The following is a 24,134-nucleotide window of genomic DNA, read 5'->3' as shown; positions in this document are numbered from 1 at the left end:
CCTCGCGCGCGCCGTTCAGCGCATGAACAACCCGCCATTGATGTCCCAGGTGGCGCCCGAGACGAAACCGGCATCGCGCGCCGCCAGACGCACCACCATATCGGCAATGAAGGAAGCCTCGCCCAGCTGACCCACGGGAATGTTGGCTAGCATGCCGGGCATCTTGTCCTGCGACACCAGAGCGCGGACCATCGGGCTGTCGATGGGGCCGGGCGCGATGGCGTTCACCGTAACGCCGAAGGCTGCCAGATCACGCGCGAAGACCTTGGTCAAGGTGACGATCGCCCCCTTGCTGGCGGCATAATGCGCGCCAGTGGTGGTGCCGCCGTTCTGCCCGGCGAGCGAGGCCATATTGACGATGCGGCCATAACCCGAGGCCTTCATGCGGCGCCCGAAAATCTGGCTGGCGGCAAAGGTGCCGCGCGCATTGACGGCCATCACCTGATCCCAGTCCTCCAGCGTGATGTCGAGCACCGGCACCGCCCGGGTCAGCACCGCATTGTTGACCAGCACCTGCGCCCCGCCCCAGCGCGCATCGAGATCCGCAGCCACAGCTTCAATCGCCGCGCCATCGGTGACGTCGAGCGTCAAGCCGATGGCCGTGGCACCCGTGCCGTCCAGCGCCTGCGCAACGGCCTGCGCCTTGGCGCCATCGACATCGGTGACCGCCACGCGATAACCCGCGCCATGCAGCGCGCGCGAGATCGCCTCGCCAAGGCCGCTGCCGCCGCCGGTGATGATCGCGACATCGCTCACAGCAGATATCCGATACCGTGGAGGTAATCGTCGCAATTGGCGAGGCGCACCACCTTGCGGTCAAGCTTGATGGCGCCCTCTTCACGCACAAGGCGATAGGTCACATCGGCGGCCAGCACGCGGGTGCGTTCGTATTTGTACTCGACGAGCACCATGGCGGCGCGCAGATCGATGCGGCCCTCGCCTTCGCCCGTCACCACAAAGCGCGAGACGGTGCGCACGGTGCGCGCGGGCGGCGCCGCGCTCATCGAGAAGCCCGAGAGCAGGCGCTTGACGCGGGCCTGACGCATCTCCTCGTCGTCATGGGCGACGTTGAGCTGGTTCTCGAAATCTTGCGTCTCATGCTCGACCGGGATGGTGTAGCACCCATCCCTGGTCCACAGGGGCAACCACGGCTTGTAATCCAGCCGGTCGAGCATATCGGCCTCGGCCCAGATGAAGCGGGTGGCTTCATCGAGCGAGATGGCGGTTTCGGTCATGGTTGCGGTGCTCATGCCGTCATCATCCTCTTCCACTGCTGATAGGCCGCGCGCATCCCCACCTCGGAGGAGGCATCGCCAGCATTATGCCCCGGCTGCGGGCGGCCCTCGGGCGCCTCGCTGCCACGGTTGAGCATGATCCATAGATCATCGCCGGCCCGCGCCCCGCGCTGCACGCGCTCCCAACCCTCGGCGTCGTCGGGCGTGCCAAAGCCCATCGGGCCCTGGAAGTGCTCGTGCAGACGCAGGCGGGCACGGTTGCCCGCCGGGGACGGCGTGGTCCTGGCATCGCCCATGCCGATGGCGACATGCTGGATCTCGGTCTCGGCCACGCCCACCGGGCGCAGCACGCGGAAGAAAGCCATCGAGCAGGCGACATTAGGGAACAGGTTGAGGTTGAAGCCCGTGCCCCCCACCGCGCGCACGATCTTGCGCACAGCATCCTCATCATGGCCCTCGGCGCGCAGTTCCTCGGCCAGCTCTGCAAAGCGGTCAGGGATCGGTGCGTCGAGGTTCTCGTCCAGATCGATGAGATCGGGGATCATCACCATCACGCTATGGCCATGGCCCAGATCCTCCACCCAGCCGCCCGAGCCGATCACATCGAAGATGTTCTCGGTCTCGGCGTCCAGACTGTCGAGGAAGGTCTTGTGGACGATGGGGAAGTGATAGGCGTCCGTCGTGTTTTCCAGCTGGATCTTCCAATTGCCGGGGAAGCGGAACTTGTGCTCGCCCAGCACCTTCACGCCGAAGCCCGCGCCCTGCTTCATGAACAGGTCCATCCATTTGCGCGCGGGGCCCAGAAACTCGACCAGCGGCTCGATGTCCTCCTTGAAGGTGGCGAAGATCATGCCCTGATAGACTTCGGTGCGCAGCTTGATCAGGCCGAACTCTTCCCGGTCGAGGCCTTCGGGATAGCCATCGGCATAGGGCACCTTGCGCAGGCCGCCGTCGATGTCATAGCTCCAGCCGTGGTAGGGGCAGACGAAGACCGACTGCTTGCCCTTCTTCTTCTCGCAGACGCTGGCCGCGCGATGGCGGCAGCGGTTGAGCAGCGTGCGGATCTCGCCCGCCTTGTCGCGCGTGACGATCACGGGCTGGTTGCCGACAAAGCTCTTCTTGAAGGTGTTGGCGCCGGGCAGCTCGCTCTCATGGCCAACCCAGACCCAGGTGTTCTTGAAAATGCGCTCCATTTCCTCTTCGAAAATGGCGGCATCCTTGTAGAGCGCGGTATGGACGCGGTCCTGTTTGACCAGCGCGGCATAATCGGTGCTGCTCATGCGCTTTCCTCCGTGGTGGGTTCAGGTACCGAAATGGGGGCCTCGTCGTTCCACGGCCCCACATCGCGGGAAAAGATGTTGTCGGTGGTGAAGGCCGCGATGCGCCAGACGCCATCCTCGCGCGCCATCTCGATCGAAATCGCGGCGCTGCGCAGGTCGGAGCGGCCATCGCGATAGGTCGAGACCTGAAGCATCATCCAGCTGGCGCTGGCGCCGGAGCCCGGCCCCTCATGGACCGTGACGATCTCGCTCGCCAGATAATGGGCATTCAGCACGAAATGCGGAGGGTCGGCATAGGCGCGCAGCATGCCCATGATGGCGCTACGCCCCTCATGCCGGCCAAAGGCGCGAGCGTAACGCCCCCGCCCTGCCCAGACCGCATCGCGGGTGAACAGGGCCTCCATCGCCGCCCAGTCGGTGTCCGGTCCCAGCGTGTCGCACAGGCGGAAATAGGTGGCGACCACCAGCCGTATCGCCCCTTCCGCCTCAAGGCGTGCGACGCGCCGCGCCAGCGACGCCAGATCGGGCGGCGTATCGCTCATGCGGGGATCACCAGCTCGCGGCCGATGCGGGCTTCCACGCGCATGTACTTCCACAGGCGGTGCTCGCCCACCTCGATGGTGCGGAACAGGTTGCAGGCGGCGACCACCGTGGCGCGGTCCACCACATCGGCCATGATGTAGAAGGTCCAGGGCCAGCCATTGGGCGAGGTGCCCACCATCGTCTCGTCATCGTCCAGCGTGCCCAGCACGGTGACGCCGGGCAGATCGCGGATGCCCTTCAGCATCTCGCCGGTGGCGGCCCAGACCTTGCCGATCTCGGCGGCGGGCAGGTCGAAGAAGTTCTGAAGCACGGCGCTGCAGAAGAGGACGCGAAGGGGTTTGGGTGTATCGGTCATGACGTAAAACCTTTCAGGGAAAACCGGGAGCATTCTGCAGGCCAAGCAACACCTTGCCCGCATTCTGCCAGGTGCCTTCCGACAGGAAGGCGTGCTGGGCGACGACCAGCGCATCCTGCAACTGTCCCGCCAAAGCATGGTCGCGATAGATGCCGGTGGTACCCGAGAGGGTGAAGGCCTTCTGGGTAACATCGGCGCCCGCGCGCGCGGCATGGGTGGAGGCCAGACGCAACAGGCCGGTCTGCTTGACGCTCAGCGTCTCCCCCGCTTCCAGCGTGGCCCAGGCATCCTGCGTCACCTCATAGAAGAAGGCACGGGCCGAGCGCAGCGCGGCTTCGGATTTGGCGATTTCGCTCTGCACATAGGCGCGGTCGGCCAGCGTGGGGGCGCCGGTGATCGAGGCGCGGCCACCGGCCATCTGCGTGATCGTATCCAGAGCAGCACGCGCCACGCCCAGACCGACAATCGCCAGCACCTGCGCGGCAAAGGCCATGGAAGGATAACGATAGAGCGGGCTGTCAATGGTCGGCGTGCCACCGCGCACGAAGGTCCATTCCTCGGGCACGATCACATTCTCGACGAGCAGATCGTGGCTGCCCGTGCCCTGCAGGCCGATCACGTCCCAATTGGGCTCTATGGTGACCTTGTGCGCGGGCATCACCGCCATGCGCGGCAGGCCGCCGTCATCGGCATCGGCAAGCTTGACCCCCACGCCGATCAGATCGGCCCCGGTCGAGCCGCTGCCGAATTTCCAGCGGCCGGAAACCTGAATGCCGCCCGCGACGCGCTGTGCCTCCTGCGGAGGAAACAATGCTCCGGCAAAAATCACATCGGGGCCGTTCGCATAAAGCTGCCGCAAGGTCGCCTCGGGCAGCGAGGCCAGATACATGCAGGACACGCCGAAGCTGGCCACCCAGCCCACCGAACCATCGGCCTGCGACAGGCGCTCGACCATCTCGAGAAAGGCCATCGGCGAGCATTCATCGCCGCCATAGCGCCGCGCCACCAGCGCGCGATAGACACCCAGCTTGCGCAAATCCTCCACCACGTCGGCAGGCAGCTGGCCCAGCGCGGCAAATTCGGCGCGGCGGGCTTTCAGGCGCGCGATGAAATCATCATGGATGGCCAAGGCCTCCGGGGCTTGGGCCGGGGCGGTGGCATCCTGTGCAGCAGCCGCGATCATGCGTTTGTCCTTGTCGTGATATCGATAAAGGGGATGTGTCGGGCTGCCGCGCTCAACCGCGCGTCCTGCCCCTTGGCGGCGACCAGTTGCAGCGCAGCCGGACGCCCCGACGGCGTGGCCAGCGGCAGCGAAAGCGCCGGATGGCCGGAGAGGTTGAAGGGACGCACCAGCGCCGAAAGACGCAGAACCGCTGCCGGATCGCCCAGATCGTCGAGCATCGGGGGAAAGGCCGGCAGCGTGGGCAGCGCCAGAATGTCGCAAGCCGTCAGCGCCGCATCGATCGCCAGCGTAACATCGCGGCGGATGCCTTGGGCCCAGGCGACCTTGTCCGGCGTGGCCACGGCGGGCGCGGCGCGCAGCCGTGCCTCCACATCGGCCCCCAGCAAGCCGGAGGAGAGCAGATGGGCATAGGCCTCATGCGCCTCGGCAGCCATCAGGATGACCCCGGCCTCGAAAGCCTCCTGCATCAGCGGCAGGTAAAATGGCCTTACGCTGTGCGGCGATGCTGTGACGGCCCCGGCCACAGCCTGAGCGATCTCTTCATCGGCCTCGGCAATCACCGTGCCGATCCGCATCGGCCCAGCCTCGGCCTGACCATAAATCGGGTCCATCAGCGCCATGGCCCTGTCCAGCAGATCGAGCGAGCGCGCAAAGACGCCGACGCAATCCTGCGAGGAATGCGCCGGATGCACGCCGTCGCGGCTAAGCCGCCCATAGGTGGGCTTGAGGCCGATCACCCCGCAGCAGGCCGCAGGCAGACGCACCGATCCGCCCGTATCCGAGCCCAGCGCCACATCGACCAGCCCGGCCGCGACCGCCGCCGCCGATCCGCTGGAGGATCCCCCCGCAATTCTGCCCGGATAGAGCGGATTGGGCACGGTTCCGGTCCAGCCGTTGATGCCGGTCATGCCATAGGCCAGCTCATGCATGGATGCCTTGGCGGCGATGCGCCAACCGACATCGGCCAGCGCCTGAACCACGGCGGCATGACGCGGCGCCGGCTGACTGTCAGCCAGAGCGCGCGATCCGCAGGCGGTGACGCGTCCGGCGATGTCGATGCAGTCCTTGATCGCGACTGTCGGCATGGCGCCTTCGGTCGGATAGGTTTCGACGAACATGGAGGAAGTGAGGTTGAGCATAGGATTCATACTGTGCTTTTACGTGAATAGTCAACTTATTTATCACTTGCTTGTTGAAAGGTATCGTGGCCAAGGATAGGAGCCGATCAACAGGGCCGTAAGGCTGCCCTTCAACAAGAGACGAGACCATGGCCGACACGCCGGTGACCACCCCGACCGATCCCGACGAGTTCCGCATGGAGCAATGGCCGTTCTATTGGCTGACCCGCTTCACAGGCCATTATCTGCAGCGCATCGAACTTACCCTGAAGGCGATCGGCCTCGACGTGCCGCGCTGGCGGGTGCTGATGTCCTTGCGCAACCGCGATGTGCTCAGCGTCAGCGAGATTGCCGATCATGCCATCGTCAAGCTGCCCACGATGACCAAGATCATCCAGCGCATGCAGGTCGATGGGCTCGTCGTCTCGCAGCAGAGCGCCACCGATGGCCGCGTCACCGAAGTGCGCCTGACTCAAGCCGGGCGCGAAGCCGGCGAGCAGGCCTGGAAAGCGGCCAATCGCATCTATCGCCGCGCCTTCGAGAATGTCGAGGCGGGCGAGATCGATATGCTCAATGCCCTGTTGCAACGCCTGTCCTATAATCTGTCGGATTGATCCGCTGGTGGATACGGCGCCGGTTTTTCGAGGACCGGCGCCGCTCCCCCTCATGACTGTTACCAGTTGTAGGTCAGCTTGATGCCGTAGGTGCGCGGCGCGGCCAGAGCATAATTATAGGCGCCGAAGCTGGCATTGGCGGTGGTGATGACCACGGCATTTTCCAGATTGCGCACATAGGCCTGCAGGTTCCACTTGGCGCCCGGCGCCTCATAGGTCAGCATGGCATCGCTGCGAAAATAGCCGTCGTTGCGCTGATAGCCGTAGTTCTCGATGCCGAGATAGGAATAGCTTTCATAGTGGGTCTGCATGCGCGGCGTCAGCTTGCCTTGCAGGAAGCTGAAGTCATGCTGGATACCCGCATTGATCATCCAGGTCGGCGCCTGCACCGCACGGTTGCCCGCGAAATTGGTGGTGCAGGCCCCCGTGGTTGAATGCACGGTGCACAGATCCTTGAAACGGCCATGCAGATAGCTGGTCGACAGGTCGAGGCTGTCACGCGGGGTCAGCGCCAGCACGCCTTCCACTTCCAGACCATAGATCTCCGAGCGACCGGCATTGATCACATAGCTGGTGCCCGCGCCCGCCGAGGAACCCGAGGGATTGACCACCGAGACCTGCTGGTTGCTGTAGTTGTAGTGGAAGGCCGAGACGTTGAGCTGCAGCTTGTTGTCGAGGAAACGGTTCTTGGTGCCCGCCTCGACCGCGCTGATCGTTTCGGGCGCATAGTCGAACACGCCGGTGCCGAAGATGGTGGTGAAGCCGCCGGGCTTGTAGCCGGTGTCATACTTCACATAGACCAGATTGCGCGGCGTCGCCTGCCAGTTGAGCGCGGTGTGATAGGTCACCTTGCTGCTGGCGACGTAACCATCCTGCGGCACATTGCCCGCGCCCAGGTTCTGATAGCCGCTGCGGCTCTTGGTATCGTGGGAATAGCGGATACCCGCTTCCGCCGTCAGCCCGTCGATCAGCTCATAGGACGCCTGGCCGAACACGCCTTCGGACCGCGCATTCACGCTGTAATCGAAGATGTAGCGGTTGGTCGGCGTGCTGGAGGTGGCGTAAGTCTGATAATAGGTGAGCAGCTTGTTGTCTTCGTTGAAGTAATTGGCGCCCATCTGCCATTTGAAGCGGCCCGTGCCATTGGAGACGAGGCGGACCTCATGCTGCTGATCGCGCGGGTTCTCGTTGGGCTGATAATAGTTGCTGGCGTTGGTGGTGCCGTCCAGATCGCGCAACTGATGATAGTTCATGTCGCGATAGCCGCCGATGTACATGGCGGTGGCAAAGCCCAGATCATATTCCACATCAGCCTGCACCGACTTGATGGTGTTGCTGATATACTGCGCGGGATTGCTGTGCGGCGTGCCGTTGATCTGCAGATTGGGGCGATAGCTCCTGTCCACCGTGGTGAAGGCAAAACCCTCGACCGTGGGACCTACGCCCGACATCTTCGAAATCTGGCCGGTAAGCTGGATCTTGAGGCGGTCGATCGGCTTCCAAAGCACGCTCAGACGGGCCGCGCTGGAATCGGCATCGTCGCCGTTCTGGCCAAGGCCCTCGGCCGTGCGATAGCCGTCATGCCTGGTGGTGGCGAAGGAGGCGCGCACTGCCAGCGTGTCGCTGACCGGAACGTTGATCATGCCCTGCGTGGTGAGCGCATTGTAATTGCCATAGCCCACCGAGGCGCTGGCCTCGAAATGGTCCTTGGGCTTGGCCGTGATGAAGTTGATCGCGCCGCCTGTGGCGCTGCGGCCGTAAAGCGTCCCCTGCGGTCCGCGCAGCACTTCGACGCGCTCCAGATCGAAGACCGCGTCCGACAGGCCGGTGGGGCGCTGGATCGAAAAGCCGTCGATGCTGATGGCAATGGCGGGATCGGCGATTTCATTGGTGTCACGGCTGGACACGCCACGGATGCCCACGACGACAGCGGCCGAGTTCTGGCCCAGGCTGACCGAGGGCGCCAGCTTGGTCATGTCCTGCAGCGTGGCGACATTGTTGCGGGTCAGCGCCTTGGCATCGAAGACGGTCATGGCCACAGCGGTCTTCTGCGCGGTGCTTTCGCGCTTCTGCGCGGTCACCACGATGTCGCTCACGCCCGAGGCGGCGGGCGCATCGGCGGCAGGCGCGCTCTGGGCGTGGGCCTGACCCATCACCAGCAGGCTGGCACCGGCCATGGCGGCGGCGGCAAGAGTTTTCTGCATCGTCCTCATGGTTCTTCCCCTTATCTTGGGCGCGATCCCGTCACGCATCTATAAATTGATCAATCAGGTGAATATTCATTCATTTACACAAGCGCATACCGCGCTGCCCCTTTGGCGAGGGACAGCGCCCTTACATCGTCACCGCTTGGAAACCTTGGCGCTTAACCGGATATCCTGAGACGAGCCGCCCACCAGAACGCTCCTTTCGCCCGGCACAAATGTCCATGCATGCGTGCTGCTGTTCCAATATTGCAGGCTGCGGGCCGGGACATGCACCGTCACCATCCGGCTCTCACCTGGGGCCAGCGTGATACGGTCAAAGCCTGCCAGCGCCTTGACCGCGACTGGCGCGGGCGAGGACTGAGGCGCCCCCAGATAGACCTGCGCCACTTCATCGGAAGCCACCTTGCCGCTGTTGGTGACGGTGAAGGAAGCATCCAGCCCCCCGTCCCCGGCAGGCGATACCTTCAGCCCGGCATAGTCGAAATGGCTGTAGCTCAGCCCATAGCCGAAGGGATAGAGCGGCTTGACGCCCTTGCGCTCAAAGCCGCGATAGCCAACATCGATGCCTTCGGAATAGACCACCGCGCCATCGGCGGCAGGCTTGCTGCGCTCGGGATGTGCGGGGTCATGGGTGGGATAATCGGCCAGGGCCTCTCCCCAGGTGAAGGGCAGGCGCCCGGCGGGGCTGGCGCGCCCTTCCAGAATATCGGCAGTCGCCTCCCCGCCCTTGTCGCCCGGCCACCACATGTTGACCACAGCCTTCACCTTAGAGAGCCACGGCATGGCCACCGGCAGGCTGGTGTTGAGCACGACAATGGTGTTGGGATTGCGCGCGGCAATCGCCTCGACCAGCGCATTCTGGTCGCCCGGAATGCCGAAGACCGGGCTCTGGCGCACCCAGACGAAGACCACGGCCTTCTTTGCCGAGGCCGCCTTCTCGACAGCCTGATGGACATTGGCGGCCTTCTGCTCGGGCGTCATCCAGGCCAGACGAACCTGCACCGGAGCATGCGAGGTGTCGCTGAAGGTGCGCAGCTCGATGCTGTGCCGGCCCGCGCTCAGCGCCACATCGCGGCGCACATTGTCCAGCCCGTCGGTGGTGGGCAGCAGATTGTCCTGCCCCGCCTGCACCGTATCGCCATGGCGCGCGCCGGTCATCGAGGCGGTGTGCGACAGCGGCTTGCCATCGACGATCAACTCGGCATTCGACCCCAGCACCTGCAGGTAAAGCCCATAGGTGCCGGCAGCGGGCACGGTCAGCTCGCCCTTCCAGCTCAGCGTGCTATCGGCCGGCAGCGCCTTGCCCGATGTCGCGGTGAAATCCAGCGCAGCATCGCGGCCCACCGGCGTGCCATCCCGATAGCGCGTCAGCCCCTCACCCCAGGCCGAGGCCGGGATCGGCGTGCCGGTCATGTCATTGGCCACGGCAAAGGCGATCTCCTTGCCGGGATGACGCTCCTTCAGCACATCCACAGTGCCGCGCTGGGTCGCAACGATGCCCAGCGAATGCTCGGCATTGATGCCCAGCGCCACCACCTGATTGGCGCCCGGCCCCACCAGCGCCAGTCCATCCATATCCGACGGGGTCAAGGGCAGGATACCGCCCTCATTCTTGAGCAGAACCGCCGCATCACGCGCCGTTTTGACGATGATGGCCTCGCTTTCGGGCGCGGGGGCCAGATGGGTCGGCTGGTGGGTCTTGCCGTCCAGATAGCCGAAGCGGTTCATTTCATGCAGCACGCGATAGGCCGCCTGATCGACCGCCTTCTGGCTCACCAGCCCGCGCGACAGGGCCGTAGCCATGTTGATCGGCGCGGGATCGTCAGGAAACTGACCATGCATGGCCGCCGCGCGCGCGCTGCCGCCCGCCGCCGTTGCCGGTGTGCTGTCCTCGGGCATCGCCCGGCTGAAGACATAGCCCAGTACCGACATATCCATGGTCAGCGGTGCGATGGGAGCCTTATCGCCATCGAAATAAGAGCGGGTGATGGTCAGCCACGGGCTGCCCTTGGGCATCAGGCCGGGCATCTCCATGTCCAGTCCCGCCGTCACATCCTGCGGTTTGTGCGCGCCGCCCCAGTCGGAGGTGACATAACCCTTGAAGCCCATCTCGCCGCGCAACTGGTCGGTCAGCAGCTTGTGATTGCCGCAGGCGAACTGACCACCCACCTTGTTGTAGGCGCACATGATCGAGGACACGCCGGCATCGACCACATCCTGAAACGGCGCCAGATAGACTTCATGCAGCGTCTGATCGTCGGCCACCATATTGTAGCCGGTGTTGTCATAGCCGACGAAATGCTTGGCCTGCGCCATCACGCCTTCGTTCTGAATGCCTTCAACCTGCGCGGCGCCCATTTTGCCCGAGAGGAAAGGATCCTCGCCAAAGGTGTTCCAGCCGCGCCCCACCGCCGTGTCGCGCAGAATGTTGATGAAGGGCTCAAGCACCACATCCACGCCCAGCCGCTGCGCCTCTTTCGCGATGACCTGCCCGTTGGCCTGCGCATCGGCGCGGCTGAAGGTGGCGGCCAGCGCCATGGTGGCGGGCGGAGCAATGGAAGGCTCACGCGTCAGCACGCCGGGAGGGCCATCGGCCATGCGCAGCGCGGGAATGCCAAGGCGCGCAATACCGCCCAGATAGCCCGCCTCGCCCTGATCGGTGACGGGACCTTCCTGCACGCCCCGGATCATCTCGATCTTTTCCGCTGAGGTCATGCGTGCCACCAACGCCGCAGCGCGGGTGTCGGTCGCGCTCTCAGTGGTGGGAGCCTGTGCCAGAGCCGAGCCCGACAGCAGTGCCAGTGCCACCGGCGCGGCAGCGACACAGCCGAGCAGTCGCGAGGTCCGGCATAAAGGGCGAGGACTGGAAAAGCGCATCAGGGACTCCAAGACTTGATAAAACAATTAGGAGAAAATTTAGTTGAATTGTCAACTCAACTGGCCTGCGTCAAATGCCCCATGGCGCGGCAAGCCCAAGTTCGCGGTTACGGTCAGCCCTGGCGTTTCAGGTAGGCAATGCTGTCGGTGATGGCGCCCATCGGATCGTCAGAGCGATCATATTCGACATAAAAATGCTTCACGCCGGCAGCACGCGCCGCAGAGAGCAGACGCGGCAAGGGCAAGGTCCCCTGCCCGACGGTGGCGAAATCGCCAGTGGCCGACATGTCCTTCACATGGCAGCCAAAATACCGGCCCTTGTTACGCTCCAGATAGGCGAACGGGTCGCCATGGGCCTGTGTGATCCAGTAGAAATCCAGCTCCAGCTGCACGGTGCGCGGATTGGTGTTGGCCAGGATCAGATCGTAAATCAGATCGTTGCCCAGCTTCGCAAATTCACGCGCATGGTTGTGATAGGCAAAGACCAGACCCGCCTTCGCGCACATGTCGCCTGCCGTGTTGAACAGCTTCAGCCAGCCGTCGAGCATCGGGCGGCTGGCCATCTGCTCTTTGAACAGGATCGGCCAGACGACATAGCGCTGGCCAAGCGCATGGGCCTTGACGATAGCGTCTTCCACAATGGAAAGCGTGCGCTCCTGCGTGAAGGCGGCCAGATAGTTGGCGCGGTTTTGGTCCGTGGTGATCTCGCGCCGGGTCCAGGCTGCGAAGGAAGCATAGACATCGTCGGGCGCGATATGCTGTGATGGGGAAATCAGACCGCAGCCCTCAAAGAGCGCACGCAATTCGGCGGGCGGACGGCCGAAGCTGCCGATGGTCTCGACCTCGCGATAGCCCAGAGCGGCCAATTGGCGCAGCGTTCCAGCGAAATCCTTTTCCAGGAGAGCCAGGACGGTGAACAATTGGACACCCCAGGGCTGACGCCGCTCAGCTGCCAATGCTGAGCCAGCCGAAGCCAGCAGGCCAGCCGCACCTATAGCTTGCAATGTTTCTCGACGGTTCATTGATTGCCTCCCCGATCGCATGGACCATCAGGCCTTCTCGGATCGCCTTGTTGGTCGACCATGGCCTGCTCCAGGGAAGCTGCGCCATTTTACGGTCATATTCAAGTGATTTTTATCCATATGCCATTTAGCGCGACTTTGCCAGGAATGTGACTGGGGTAACCCCGCCCGCCATCCCAATTATCGACGCAAGACATCCGACCTTTTTTCGCGACACATCTGAAGACAGCAGCGCAGCCTGCGTTACCCTCGACGGTAATTACATCACTGCTCGCTGGCCGGGTAATGGGCATGGCTTCGAAGGCGCATTGGTATATCTGGTGCGTCGATTTCGGGAACCACTGGCAAACATGCGATCCAGTTGTTCGCAGCATATCCCTAAAAGCCGCCAAACATTCACTTAATAGGTCGACATGCCGTTACTGCGGAGAGGCCCCCAGTATACGGGTACGTGAGCGGGTAAATTCGCCATTTCTGAAACCAATTACACCGTCAGTTCCAGCTGTTATTTTATCAAGGAGAGAACTTTGAAACATGTTGGTCAGGCAGGCACACCTTTCGAAAGAACCTGCCCCAGCTCAAAGAATTACTGTTTCAGACCTAATTTTGTGACCTTCTGTGACAACTGGAAGGCTGAACCAACGGCGCAAGCGCGGCTGAACGGTTGAAACCCTCATAGCCGACGCGGAGGTTGCGTTGCCCGCATCGACAAACGGAAGCGAGCGTGCATGCAGCATCCGGACGCGCTTCTGGGGCTGCAGGTGTCTGCACGCGGGAACAACTTTGAAGTACCGACGGAAGGCCGTGTCGTTAGACTTGGGCAGTCCATCGCAGTAGGAAGATTGCACTGTCGACAAGGGCCTCGCGCTTGTCCGAAGGAAGGTCACGCACATCTGTTGCAGTGTGGTGCAGCACCATACCAACCAGCGTATCGAACACGAAGGCCATATGATCCTCACTCACATCAGGGGCCAGAGCGCGGAAGGCGGTGTAATAATGCTCGCGTTCCTGTCGCTTGTGCATCTGGGTGATCTCGCGCAATTCGGGCGAGCGTGAAATCGCTTCGGTCAGGCTGACAATACCCCGCCCGCGCTTGCCCGAAACATAGGTGATGAAGGCATCAACATGGCCCAGGAGAACCGCCTTGGGCGGCGTACCTTCCGGCAGGTGCGGCTCGACCTCGCGCGAGGTCTCATAAAGCATGGTCGCGATCAGGGCCGATTTCGAGGCAAAGCGCCGATATAGCGTGGTACGGCTGCATCCGGCCAATTCCGCCACAGCCTCGAAGGTCAAGCCTTCATAGCCCCTGTCGGCCAACACATCCCAGGCGGCATCGCGGATCGCAGCATCCTTGCGAGGGTCACGCGGGCGCCCCCGCCCTCTTTCCTGTTCATGCGAAGTCTGTTGCGAAACGTCCGGCACGGATTGTTATGGTCCTGTCTGCAAAGGCGGGAAGGGCCTGTTTAGGGCCCTCCCCCCCCACCTGCCAGTGTTTACTTGGCCAATTTGCCCGCGCCGAAGCGCTGGCGGAAGTCGGGCAGGTCGATGGTGAAATCGTCTTGCCCGTGGAATTCGGCATCGGACATCTTCGGCTTTTCGACCGCCTTGTACCACGCGGCATAGTCGGGCGTATCGACGCTCTGGCGCTTGTAATGGGTGGAATAGGTCCGCGCATGGACGGTGGGCACCTTGCCGCCCATATCGAAGGTGAGGAACCGCAGCCAGCCATCGCCGATCCCCTCGCCCTGATGGAGCTGAACGCCAGCGTCGATGGCGGTCTGGCGGCGGTCCTGATAGTCGGCCAGGATCTGGACCACCGGATGGCCGAAATGGTTGTTGTCGATGCGGCGCGACTGACCGTGTTCATGGCCGCACAGCACCATGAAGATCTGGTCGTTCTGGCTGATCAGCTTGTCCCACACCATCTGCGGCGTGTTGTCGTCATCGTCGACAGCATGGTTGTCGATCATCGGATTGGGCAAGCGGTCGCCATTGTTGTCGAGATAATCATGGGTCGAAATGATCGTCGGCAGGCCGGGATGATCCTTGATCACCTGCGCGGCCCAGGCCAGCGAAGCGTTGGGCGCATCGAACTGCAGGCCGATATGTAGGAAGCGATAGCCGCCCGCCTCGAAGATCTGCGCACTGTCGGCGCCGCCGTCATGGCTGGCGACGTACCAGGGCTGCCCCTTGAAGAAGGGCGTTTCAGCGCCGAAAACGCTGCGGAAGTTGTCGAGCCCGCCCGAATGCAGCATGCCCAGGCTCGACATGTCGGTGAACTTTGCCGCCGGGGGATGGTTGGCATCGGTCCACATGGCGTCATAGTCATGGTTGCCCGGCACGACCGAGAAGGGCGTCTTGCCCGCGATCATCGAGAAGCCCTCGCGCGCGGTGGGCATTTCGATGGCGCGCACATTGGGCGTGGGGGCAAAGCCCTGGTCCATCATCGGATTGGGCACGCGCTTGAAACCGCGCGCCTCATGCGCCGGATCGATCTTCAGGCTCTGATGCTGCCAGGTGTCACCCAGCGAATCCACGAAGGCCACATCGCCGCCCGCACTTTTCAGGCGGCTGGCGATGTAGCGCAACTGATCAAGGAACATCACGCGGGCGTCGAACTTGAAGCCCTGCGCCGTCTGATGCGTGTAGTCGATGTAATTCTGCGTGTCGGGGATGACCGCGATGCTGAATGTCGCATCCTTGGCGATGGCCGCCGAAGCGGTGCAGGCAAGCGCTGTGGCCGCCAGTAGCGTGCGAAGAAACGTCATGGGGTAAACTCCGTGTCGTAGGGGGGTCAGAAAGAGAAGCGCAGCGTGGCGCCATAGGTCGCCGGATCGCCGAAGAAGGCCACGTAAGTGCCGGGCAGCAGCGTGCCGTAATTGAAGTAGTTGGTGGCGTAGTGAACGTTGGTGACGTTGCGGCCCCAGAAGGACAGGTCCCAGCGCTGATCCGCCGTATGCACGCCCACCCGCAGGTTGAGCAGACCGTAATCGCCCGCCCGCGTCAGGACGGAATCGTCGAGCGAGGCGAAATAGCTCGACCGCCACGCATATTCGCCGCTGACATAGCCCACGAGCCCATGTCCGACCTTGTGTTCATAGGTGCCGTTGACGCCGGCCGTCCATTGCGGCGCTCCGGCGATGGGCTTGCCGGACAGGTCGCAGGTCGACTGGTTGATCACCTCCACCGGGCAGGGGCCATTCACATAGCTGCGATATTTGGCGTCATTATAGGCCACGAAACCGCGCAAGGAGAGGCCGTCGAAGGGACGAGCCGTCGCTTCGGCCTCCACGCCCTGGGTGCGCGCGCCGCCCGCGTTGGTCAGCAACTGCACCGTCTGATTGTTCACCGTCTCCAGCACATTGGCCTGATAATTTCGGATATCGGTGCGGAACACATCGAGGTTGAACGTGAGGCGGTGCTTAAACCACTCGCCCTTCAGACCGATTTCGTAATTGGTCGCGGTTTCAGGCAGCACTTCCAGCGAACTGCCTCCCAATCCTGTGGGCGGCAGGGTGGTGTTGAGTCCGCCCGCCTTCTGCCCACGCGAGATCTGGCCATAGACCATCAGCCCCGGCGCCGGACGGTAATCGGTGCTGAAGAGGAAGGAAGGCGCGGTGTCGGAGATCGCGGCGTGAACCGGAGCTGCTGCAGCGCTGGCCAGCGCGGAAACCGCCTGCCCGGTCGTCGTCGAGACCGGATTGGGGCGGAACACATCCTCGCTGCGCGTTTCATGGGTGACGCGCACGCCCGCCGTGATGTTCCAGCGCGGCGTCACATGCCAGTTGGCCTGGCCGAAAGCGGCATAGCTGTTGGTCAGCGGATTGGCGAAAGTATCCCACTGCGTGTTGTTATAGGCCAGCACGCCGGCCACCGACGGGGACAGTTTCGCATAGATGGGCAGCAGCGCATCGGAAATACCCGTCAGCCAGGCGGCCGCTTCGGGACCATAGCTGGTGTATTGATCGGTATGCACCTGCTGGCGGAAATAATAGAGCCCCACCACCGTATCGATGTTGGCCACGCGCGGCATGGCAAGCCGCACTTCCTGCGTGATCTGCTTGTCGTGGATGTGATAGCCGCCATACATCACATCGGCGCTGCTGCCCTCGGTGTCGGAGGCGGAGTTGTACTGCCAGTAACGAAAGGCGCTCAGCGAGGTGAGCGTGAAGCCATTGCCGAAGGACCAGTTGACCTCGGCCGATGTCGCGGCCTGACGCGTACCGGTGCTGAAGGGGCCGCCCGCCGCGCTGCTCTGCCCGGTGGGATCGATGGTCAGCTTGGCACCCGTGGCGGCCAGCTTGGCCTGGATCGCGGCGGGTGTGATACCCATGCTGGGGATCACCGAGACCGCACCCGAACTTTGCTGCTCGCTGGCATATTCGCCGATCAGGCGCACGCTGAGATCGCTGCTGGGCTTGTAAAGCAGCTGCAGGCGCCCGCCTGCACGACCCAGCGTGTTCTCCTTATGGCCGGTGGTGGTGTCATACAAGGTGCCGTCGCGCGTGGTGCGATAGGCGGTGGCGCGGAAGGCCAGCGTGTCACTGATCGGCCCGGTGACCGAGCCTTGATATTGCTGGTAATTGTAATTGCCGTAGGAAAGCCGCGCCTGCCCGCCCCATTTGAAATCGGGCAATTCGGTGGTGATGTTCACCGCCCCTGCCGTGGTGTTCTTGCCGAACAGCGTACCCTGCGGCCCACGCAGCACCTCGACCTGCTTGATGTCGATCAGATCCGAAGCCGCCATGCCGGGACGGCCCAGATAGACGCCGTCCATAAAGACGCCGGCGCTGTTTTCCAGCCCGTCGCTGCCCGGATTGTTGCCGATGCCACGGATCGAGATGCTGGTCTGGTGGCCGTTGGTGACCACCACATTCGTGCTGGGCACCAGCTGATTGAGATCTTCCAGCCGGATATGGTCATTGGCGCGCAATTGCTCGCCACCGATGGCGGTGATCGCCACCGGCACGTCAGAGAGCTTCTCCTTCACCTTGCGCGCTGTAACGAGGATGTCATCGCCCTGTTCAGGGGCGGGCACAGCTGCGTCCTCGGCGTGGACCGCAGCAGCGAAGGTAAGCGAAAACAGGGCGGCAAGTGCGCCTGAGGCGGTGCTCAGGCGCAGCGGACTCCGGGGGGGGCATGCAATCTCTCCTGATCGAAAGAATATCGATACAGATGCGTCCCGTAATTTCGTTTAATGACGATTCGATGGCATTGCGTGCCGATAAACCGTTCATTCGCAGATTGAGTCCGACCGCCTCGACATGGCTGAAGTTCTGATTGATGTTCTGTGCACGCCATTCTCATCCATAGTGCTGAACTATGGATGGCCAAAAAAACACGATCATTGCGGAGGGCGCCAATAACACTTAATCGATTTGGCAAAATCGGGGAGACATGGGCCATGCGCAGCGTAACTCGCAGAGACTTTCATCATGTCATACTTTCTGCTTTAGGCAGCTGCACACTTGGCAGTCTTTGCTCAACCGCCTACGCAGCAGACGACGAAAGCCTCACTTTCGTGCATCCAGAACTGCGTCCTTTTGCGGCGCAGTTGATGAAGCTCGCCGGTGCCATGCCGGAGCTTTCAGCCCAAACGCTGGCGGCCACACGTCAGGCCATGGGGGGATGGGCGCAGCCACCGCTGGCCTCGCCAGCATGGGCGAAACGCCTCGTCCCCGGAATGGCTGGTAACCCGCCCGTCACCGTTTATGTCATCAACAGCACGCCTGGAGCGAAGCGCCCGGCGATCCTCCACACCCATGGCGGCGGATTTGTCAGCGGCAGCGCCAGTGACATGCTCGCCGATCTCCAGAGGCTGGCGCTGGAGCTCAACTGCACGATCGTCACGGTCGATTACCGTCTGGCGCCCGAAACCACCTATCTCGGATCGACGAAAGACACCTATGCCGCGCTGGAATGGCTGCACAACCAGGCTTCGTCTCTCGGTGTCGACGCCGCGAGGATTGCGGTCATGGGCGAGAGTGCCGGTGGTGGTCACGCTGCCCTGCTTGCCCTGAAAGCGCGCGAGGTCGGCAAGATCGCGCTTGTCGCGCAAATCCTGATCTATCCGATGCTGGACGATCGCACAGGCACGGTGACAACTCCGCCCGCGCCCATTGGCACCATCATCTGGAATGCGCAGAAAAACCGCTTCGGATGGCAGAGTTTTCTGGGGCAAGCGCCTGGTACTGCTCAAGTGCCGGTCGAGGCCGTGCCAGCGCGATGCCAGGATCTTTCCGGCCTTGCCCCCGCCTTTATCGGCGTTGGCTCGGTTGACCTGTTCGTGAACGAGGACATCGCTTATGCCCACCGCCTGATCGACGCAGGCGTCCCAACACAGTTGGAGGTGGTACCGGGAGCGTTTCACGGCTTCGATGGCATTGGCGCAACGACCGGCGTGGCTAAAGATTTCACCGCTGCCAAGATCAAAGCGCTCCGCCAAGCCTTCGCCTAATGATCATGGTCCGCTGACAAAGGCGTCATCCAGAGCCTCGATCCAACCCCTTGATAGCTGCCCATTGTTCATTCGGAATGCGATGTTTCACCCTTAGGCAAAACCGGCTCTGTGCCGACCACCACCTATGGACAGATTGGACTGTATTGCATACATCAATCACCAACACACATAGGGCAGGTTTTATCCTTTAACTGGCAAAGCATGCTGAAGTCAGAGCGGGGAAAACCACCGGGTCTACGAAAATGCCCCGTCTAAAGCCCAGCACCGGAGGTCGGGATGAAAGCAGCCTTAAACTTTGCGATTGCCCCCTTGATGATCGCAAGTCTTGGCGCCATGCCGCTTCCCCTCAAGGCGCAAGCGCCGCAAACCGATCAGGCTGCCAGCACACCATCCCCATGGCCTCCGCAGATCCGCGCGGAAGTGCCGTACCAGCCCATCGCCTTCCCTTCCGAAGGCAACCAGCATCTGTTCTATGAGCTCTATCTTACCAATTTCTCGCAGAGTCGGATTGGCCTCGGCAGCATCGAAGTGTTCGATCCGGAGCGCCCTCAGTCGCCCCCCTTGGCTCGCTTTGCGGGGCGGAATCTCGCCAGCATAGTTCAGACGATTGGTAGCGACAGCGATCATACCACCGCCACCGAGCTTCCGGCCGGCAGTACACTGGTGGCGTTTTTTGAGGTCAAGATACCCGATGGCATCCCGGTCCCACGGCAACTGGCTCATCGCATTGTGCTCGACAACACTGCCGTTACTGTTGGCCTTTTCCATCCTGGCCGGGGACCTCTTAAAATTCTGGGGCGCCCGGTCACCGGAGCCGGTTGGCTGGCGGCGGACGGTCCCGGAAGCGATCCTGACAACCATCATCGTCGGGGGCTCTTCCTCCGCGACGGCATACTGACGGACTCCCGCCGCTTCGCGATCGACTGGAAAATGGTGAGAAACGGCCAATCCTGGCAAGGCAACCCGCATCTGCCCGCCTCCTATTTCGCCTATGGCCAGCCATTGATGGCGGTTGCCGATGCTGTCGTCATCGAAGCAAGCGATGGCCTGCCCGACAATCCACCCGGACATGGCGCCGATTTCCACCCCGCAGTGCCGGTCACAATCGACAATGTGGGCGGCAATCATGTCGTGCTCGATCTGGGAGATGGCCAATATGCCCACTATTTTCACATGCGCGCTGGCAGCCTGCTTGTGAAGACAGGAGATCATGTCCGGCGCGGGCAGCTTATCGGTGCGATAGGATCATCGGGCGACGCGCGCGAGCCGCATCTGCATCTGGAGATAACCGATGCGGTCGACACGCTGCGTGGTGAAGGCCTCCCCTATGTCATTGACCATTACACGGTGATGTCGGACCGGACCGACCAGAGGGATCTGCGCAACCAGCAGTTGCCGCTCGATGGGATGGTCATCGACTTCGGAAACTGATTTCAGACGCGTAAGACCCGAATATTGATACATCGAGGCCCTCCAGCAGTTTCTGGTCCTGCTTTTCGCACGGTTCGAGATTTGAGGATTCACTAGATCGATCACGGTTGACCTGCTCGATCACGCCCGAATTCGCCTCTATCACCGGGAATTGTGGAGCGGCGTGCACAATTGCCCTCCCCTTCATCTCATCATGAGCAGCGCCGCCGTTTGGGTTTCGGGCGGCGGGTACAGAGATGCTGGTTGTGGCGGCGATTGCAAGGATCCGTCGGGAATACCGGGATGGAAAGCCGCTCCATCAGCCAGCGCAGCCGCCCTTGCCACAAAAGCGCAACAGAAACTAACTAACTAGACGTTAGTTAATGTGCCATCCCAAGGATTTTTCATGATTCTCCCTCGCGCCTTGCTCCTCGCCACCACCGGGCTGGGCCTGATCCCTGCTGCAGCATGGGCGGGAGACGATGCCGCCCAGAGTGGCGCCTCGACCGATATTGTGGTCACCGGCACCCGCGCCTCGGTTGCCAAGGCCACCCAGATCAAGCGCGCCGCCAACCAGATCATCGACACGGTTTCCGCCAGCGAGATCGGCCAGCTCCCCGATTTCAACGCGGGCGATGCGCTGCGCCGTGTCACCGGCGTCAACACGCTGACCTATCAGGGCGAACCGCGCTTCGTCATCGTGCGCGGCTTCAATCAGGGCTACAACGACGTGCTGGTCGATGGCTTCAGCCTGGCTGCCACGGACATCAACATGGGCATGACCACCTCCAACGGCCGCCAGATCTCGATGGAGGTTCTGCCCGCCAACCTCGCTTCGCATATCGACGTCATCAAATCGGCCACGCCCGAGACCGAGGGCAATTTCATCGGCGGTCTGGTCAATTTCGTCACCCCCAGCGCCTTCGATTTCGCCAAGCCCACCCTGTCGCTTTCGGTGAAAGGCGGCGAGGCGCTGGACAGCAAGGCCAATGGCGGCAACCACTTCGGCGGTCAGGCCGAGGTCGCGGGCGCAACCCGCTTCGGCAGCGACCAGCAGTTCGGCCTCTACCTCTCGGGCACCTATTGGCGACGCGACATCAATGTGGCGCAAGAGGAAACCGGCAGCACGCGCAACTGGTACACCAATGCGGGCACCGTCACCACGCCCTATGGCGGCAATGGCTATGCCGTGCCCGCCAATCGTATCTACTACAACTATCGCAACAAGCGTGAGCGCTTCGGCTTTCAGGGTCGGCTCGACTGGCATGGCGAGAGCGCCAAGGCCTATATCGCCTCCTACTATTTCAACCAGCGCGAGAATTCCACGCGCTACACCACCAATGCCGCTGTCGCTGCTACCGCCACAGACAGCAACCAGACACCCACCAGCGGCACGCTGAGCAACGTCACCCAGACACAGCAGTTGGGCCGCTATCTGTGGAAGCGGCAGGTCTACGGCCTCTATGGGCGCGGCGATGTAGAATTGGGTGGCGGCTGGAACGCCGATCTCGGCGCCAGTTGGTCGCACAGCTCGGTGAACAACCCGCAGATCGCGGATTCCTTCGCCCAGAGCAATATGGCCTTCAACTATGACACCAGCGGCATCGCCCCCTCCTTCACGGCGGTGAACGCCGCCAATGCGGCCAATGCCAGCCTCTACAAGACCACCTCGCGCACGATGGAGACCTATTCGCTTTCCTCCAACCGCTATGATGTGCAGGCCAACATCTCGCGCAATGTCGGCGCGCAGGATCGCGGCTTCGGCATCAAGGCGGGCGCACGCTTCAGCGGCACGCGGCAGGGCGTGGGCTATTATGGCACGACATGGTCGGGTCTGGGCTACACGCTGGCCGATGTGACCAATGGCTCGGGCATCTGCGGTTACCAATGCGACACGCCGATCCCGATGATCAGCGGCGCCGCAGCCGACAGCAAATTCGCCCAATATGCCGCCAGCGCCACGGCCACAGTCAACACCGCGTCGAACGCGGGGGGGACCTTCAAGATCTCGGAAGACATCTGGGCCGGTTACCTGCAGGGCCAGTGGCGCAGCGACCGCCTGCTGGTGGTCGGCGGTGTGCGCCTTGAGCAGACCCGCTTCGCCTCCAGCAGCACGCAGGCGACCAATGGCGTCTATGCCCCGGTCAGCGCCAGCAAGTCGTACTTCGACGCGCTGCCCTCGGTGAATGTCATCTTCAACACCACCGAAAACAGCAAGCTGCGCCTCGGCGCCAGCATGAGCGTCGCCCGCCCGGCCTACAGCGCGGCGGCGCTGCATGGCGGCGTGCTCAACACCACATCGTCCACCCCCACGCTCAGCACCGGCAACCCCGATCTGGCGCCCCGCCGCGCCCGCAATCTGGACATTGCGCAAGAGTTCTATTTCGACCACGGCCAGGGGCTTTTCGCCGTCTCGGGCTTCTACAAATGGATCGAGAACGAGATCTATTCCTATGGCGCCTATCAGACCATCGCGGGCGTCTCGACCCCCGTGCTGGTGACGCAGGCCCGCAACGCCACCGGCCTGACCCGCGCCTATGGGCTGGAGGTGAGCGCCTCGCATGATCTCAGCTTCCTGCCCGCGCCCTTCGACGGTTTCGGGGTCAGCGCCAATGCCACATTCGCGCGCGCCCATGTGCCCATCACGCTGAGCGACGGTTCGGTGCGGGTGATGAACAATCTGGCCGAGCAGCCCGGACGCATCATCAACGCCTCGCTCTATTACGACAAGGGTCGGGTCCATGGCCGTCTGGCCTGGAACCATCTGGGCCGCCTCTGGGACGACCGCTATCCCAACCTGACCCCCAGCGGCTTCTACGCCAACCGTATCCAGCAGCCGACCAACAATCTCGATTTCCAGATCTCCTATGATGTCACGCGCCGCTTCACCGTCAGCTTCGATGCGCAGAACCTGACCACGCAGGGCATGAGCTATCGCTACGGCACCAGTCAGGAGCTGCTGCAATCGGCTTTCAAGCTGCCCACCCAGATCCTCTTCGGCGCCAAGGTGAAGCTGTGAGTCGCCGTCGCGACATTCTGGCGGGCGGCACGGCGCTGCTGGCGGGTCTGGCGGCCCGCCCCGTCTGGGCCGAACAGGCCAGCGAAGGTACGCCCCTGCCCCCCGATGTGGGCCGCAAATTCACCCGCGACGGGCTTGTGATGCCCTTTGCAGGCAACACCATCATCTGCCATCTGCCGCAACAGGGGCCCGACAGCGCGCCTTTCGATACGCTGCTCGACATCTACCGCGCCTTGCCCGCCGAGCCCTGGGCGCGCAAGGTGGCGGTGCTGCCCCCCTCCAGCTATCACATGACCATCATCGGCGGCGCCAATCAGAAAGAACGTCGCCGCCCGCTCTGGCCCGCCGACCTGCCGCTCGACCTGCCGATGGCCGACTGCAACCGCATTCTGGGCGAAAGGCTGCGCGCCTTCCGTCTGGGCGCGGAGGCCGGGCCCTATCGCATGCGCGTCAACCCGCAGGAGCCCGCGGCGAACGAACGCCCGCTCACCCTGCGGCTGCTGCCCTTCGACACCGCCGAGGAAACCCGCCTGCGCCGTCTGCGCGACCGGCTGGCCACGCTGCTGGCGATCGAGGACAACGATCACGACCATTACGGCTTTCACATCACCCTGGCCTATCAATTCGCCAATCTGACCCGCGACGAGGATACCGCATGGCGCGCGGCCCTGCGCCGCTGGAAGGCGGCGATCATCGCGCGGGCCCCGGTCATCACCCTTGGCCCGCCGGAATATTGCCTGCTGGAGGATATGTTCGCCTTCAAACGGCAGTTCTACCTGTCCTGATGGCGGCCCCGTCATCAAGCTGTCAT

At 62.8% G+C, this 24,134-nt stretch carries 18 protein-coding genes; 5 read left to right on the top strand and 13 right to left on the bottom strand.

The features are described from left to right. Positions 1-15: 15 nt before the first annotated feature. The 7 genes from ABDW49_RS08130 to ABDW49_RS08100 are packed head-to-tail and all read right to left on the bottom strand — an operon-like array spanning position 16 to position 5,735. Positions 16-756: an SDR family NAD(P)-dependent oxidoreductase gene (locus tag ABDW49_RS08130; RefSeq protein ID WP_343611057.1), complete on the bottom strand. Its 741-nt coding sequence runs from the start codon at positions 754-756 to the stop codon at positions 16-18. Further along, positions 753-1,250 carry an aromatic-ring-hydroxylating dioxygenase subunit beta gene (locus ABDW49_RS08125; RefSeq protein WP_343611056.1) on the bottom strand — a complete coding sequence of 166 codons (498 nt, stop codon included), beginning with the start codon at positions 1,248-1,250 and terminating at the stop codon, positions 753-755. The genes ABDW49_RS08130 and ABDW49_RS08125 overlap by 4 nt, the downstream gene beginning before the upstream one ends. Next, positions 1,247-2,515: a Rieske 2Fe-2S domain-containing protein gene (locus ABDW49_RS08120; RefSeq protein WP_343611054.1), complete on the bottom strand. Its 1,269-nt coding sequence runs from the start codon at positions 2,513-2,515 to the stop codon at positions 1,247-1,249. Before ABDW49_RS08120 ends, ABDW49_RS08125 begins: the two co-directional genes overlap by 4 nt. Further along, positions 2,512-3,057, bottom strand: coding sequence for a nuclear transport factor 2 family protein (locus tag ABDW49_RS08115; RefSeq protein WP_343611053.1), 546 nt, complete (start codon positions 3,055-3,057; stop codon positions 2,512-2,514). The genes ABDW49_RS08120 and ABDW49_RS08115 overlap by 4 nt, the downstream gene beginning before the upstream one ends. Beyond that, entirely contained in the window at positions 3,054-3,413 is a 360-nt protein-coding gene (locus tag ABDW49_RS08110; RefSeq protein ID WP_068079358.1) for a hypothetical protein, read from the bottom strand. The genes ABDW49_RS08115 and ABDW49_RS08110 overlap by 4 nt, the downstream gene beginning before the upstream one ends. A gap of 13 nt (positions 3,414-3,426) precedes the next feature. Then, complete coding sequence (locus ABDW49_RS08105; RefSeq protein WP_343611051.1) at positions 3,427-4,596, bottom strand: acyl-CoA dehydrogenase family protein; 1,170 nt, start codon at positions 4,594-4,596, stop codon at positions 3,427-3,429. Continuing rightward, positions 4,593-5,735, bottom strand: a complete 1,143-nt coding sequence (locus ABDW49_RS08100) for an amidase family protein (protein ID WP_343611050.1) — start codon at positions 5,733-5,735, stop codon at positions 4,593-4,595. The genes ABDW49_RS08105 and ABDW49_RS08100 overlap by 4 nt, the downstream gene beginning before the upstream one ends. A gap of 128 nt (positions 5,736-5,863) precedes the next feature. Between ABDW49_RS08100 and ABDW49_RS08095 the strand changes: the two genes are divergently transcribed. Further along, positions 5,864-6,328 (top strand): MarR family winged helix-turn-helix transcriptional regulator, encoded by a 465-nt coding sequence (locus ABDW49_RS08095; protein ID WP_343611048.1) that lies wholly within the window; start codon positions 5,864-5,866, stop codon positions 6,326-6,328. Between the two features lie 59 nt (positions 6,329-6,387). Here the strand turns inward: ABDW49_RS08095 and ABDW49_RS08090 are convergent, their stop codons facing one another. The 6 genes from ABDW49_RS08090 to ABDW49_RS08065 form a co-directional block, all read right to left on the bottom strand. Further along, positions 6,388-8,532, bottom strand: coding sequence for a TonB-dependent receptor (locus ABDW49_RS08090; protein WP_343611047.1), 2,145 nt, complete (start codon positions 8,530-8,532; stop codon positions 6,388-6,390). A gap of 138 nt (positions 8,533-8,670) precedes the next feature. Then, complete coding sequence (locus ABDW49_RS08085; protein ID WP_343611046.1) at positions 8,671-11,412, bottom strand: glycoside hydrolase family 3 N-terminal domain-containing protein; 2,742 nt, start codon at positions 11,410-11,412, stop codon at positions 8,671-8,673. 113 nt (positions 11,413-11,525) lie between these two features. Beyond that, on the bottom strand, positions 11,526-12,332 hold the full coding sequence (locus ABDW49_RS08080) for a sugar phosphate isomerase/epimerase (protein ID WP_343611044.1): 807 nt from the start codon (positions 12,330-12,332) through the stop codon (positions 11,526-11,528). Between the two features lie 912 nt (positions 12,333-13,244). Continuing rightward, positions 13,245-13,856 carry a helix-turn-helix domain-containing protein gene (locus tag ABDW49_RS08075; RefSeq protein WP_343611043.1) on the bottom strand — a complete coding sequence of 204 codons (612 nt, stop codon included), beginning with the start codon at positions 13,854-13,856 and terminating at the stop codon, positions 13,245-13,247. 71 nt (positions 13,857-13,927) lie between these two features. Next, positions 13,928-15,202, bottom strand: a complete 1,275-nt coding sequence (locus ABDW49_RS08070) for a metallophosphoesterase (RefSeq protein WP_343611041.1) — start codon at positions 15,200-15,202, stop codon at positions 13,928-13,930. Between the two features lie 26 nt (positions 15,203-15,228). Next, complete coding sequence (locus ABDW49_RS08065; protein WP_343611040.1) at positions 15,229-17,472, bottom strand: TonB-dependent receptor; 2,244 nt, start codon at positions 17,470-17,472, stop codon at positions 15,229-15,231. A gap of 366 nt (positions 17,473-17,838) precedes the next feature. Here ABDW49_RS08065 and ABDW49_RS08060 point away from each other — a divergent pair, with 366 nt between their 5' ends. The 4 genes from ABDW49_RS08060 to ABDW49_RS08045 all read left to right on the top strand — a co-directional run bounded on the left by ABDW49_RS08060 (position 17,839) and on the right by ABDW49_RS08045 (position 24,108). Next, complete coding sequence (locus ABDW49_RS08060; protein WP_343611039.1) at positions 17,839-18,891, top strand: alpha/beta hydrolase; 1,053 nt, start codon at positions 17,839-17,841, stop codon at positions 18,889-18,891. Between the two features lie 279 nt (positions 18,892-19,170). Further along, positions 19,171-20,325, top strand: a complete 1,155-nt coding sequence (locus ABDW49_RS08055) for a M23 family metallopeptidase (protein WP_343611037.1) — start codon at positions 19,171-19,173, stop codon at positions 20,323-20,325. 385 nt (positions 20,326-20,710) lie between these two features. Next, positions 20,711-23,323: a TonB-dependent receptor gene (locus ABDW49_RS08050; protein WP_343611036.1), complete on the top strand. Its 2,613-nt coding sequence runs from the start codon at positions 20,711-20,713 to the stop codon at positions 23,321-23,323. Further along, positions 23,320-24,108 (top strand): DUF1868 domain-containing protein, encoded by a 789-nt coding sequence (locus ABDW49_RS08045; RefSeq protein WP_343611035.1) that lies wholly within the window; start codon positions 23,320-23,322, stop codon positions 24,106-24,108. The genes ABDW49_RS08050 and ABDW49_RS08045 overlap by 4 nt, the downstream gene beginning before the upstream one ends. Positions 24,109-24,134: the final 26 nt, after the last annotated feature.

The organism is Novosphingobium sp., assembly GCF_039595395.1.
In the GTDB taxonomy this organism is placed as follows: domain Bacteria; phylum Pseudomonadota; class Alphaproteobacteria; order Sphingomonadales; family Sphingomonadaceae; genus Novosphingobium.
The sequence above is the reverse complement of the archived record's forward strand: the minus strand, read 5'-3'. Positions and strand labels throughout refer to the sequence as shown.

Excerpts from the sequence above, each read along its gene's own strand:
- ABDW49_RS08095 (WP_343611048.1), top strand. The coding sequence starts at position 5,864 with ATGGCCGACACGCCGGTGACCACCCCGACCGATCCCGACGAGTTCCGC.
- ABDW49_RS08060 (WP_343611039.1), top strand. The coding sequence starts at position 17,839 with ATGCGCAGCGTAACTCGCAGAGACTTTCATCATGTCATACTTTCTGCT.
- ABDW49_RS08125 (WP_343611056.1), bottom strand. The coding sequence starts at position 1,250 with ATGAGCACCGCAACCATGACCGAAACCGCCATCTCGCTCGATGAAGCC.
- ABDW49_RS08070 (WP_343611041.1), bottom strand. The coding sequence starts at position 15,202 with ATGACGTTTCTTCGCACGCTACTGGCGGCCACAGCGCTTGCCTGCACC.
- ABDW49_RS08105 (WP_343611051.1), bottom strand. The coding sequence starts at position 4,596 with ATGATCGCGGCTGCTGCACAGGATGCCACCGCCCCGGCCCAAGCCCCG.
- ABDW49_RS08055 (WP_343611037.1), top strand. The coding sequence starts at position 19,171 with ATGAAAGCAGCCTTAAACTTTGCGATTGCCCCCTTGATGATCGCAAGT.
- ABDW49_RS08085 (WP_343611046.1), bottom strand. The coding sequence starts at position 11,412 with ATGCGCTTTTCCAGTCCTCGCCCTTTATGCCGGACCTCGCGACTGCTC.
- ABDW49_RS08115 (WP_343611053.1), bottom strand. The coding sequence starts at position 3,057 with ATGAGCGATACGCCGCCCGATCTGGCGTCGCTGGCGCGGCGCGTCGCA.
- ABDW49_RS08110 (WP_068079358.1), bottom strand. The coding sequence starts at position 3,413 with ATGACCGATACACCCAAACCCCTTCGCGTCCTCTTCTGCAGCGCCGTG.
- ABDW49_RS08050 (WP_343611036.1), top strand. The coding sequence starts at position 20,711 with ATGATTCTCCCTCGCGCCTTGCTCCTCGCCACCACCGGGCTGGGCCTG.
- ABDW49_RS08120 (WP_343611054.1), bottom strand. The coding sequence starts at position 2,515 with ATGAGCAGCACCGATTATGCCGCGCTGGTCAAACAGGACCGCGTCCAT.
- ABDW49_RS08100 (WP_343611050.1), bottom strand. The coding sequence starts at position 5,735 with ATGCTCAACCTCACTTCCTCCATGTTCGTCGAAACCTATCCGACCGAA.
- ABDW49_RS08090 (WP_343611047.1), bottom strand. The coding sequence starts at position 8,532 with ATGCAGAAAACTCTTGCCGCCGCCGCCATGGCCGGTGCCAGCCTGCTG.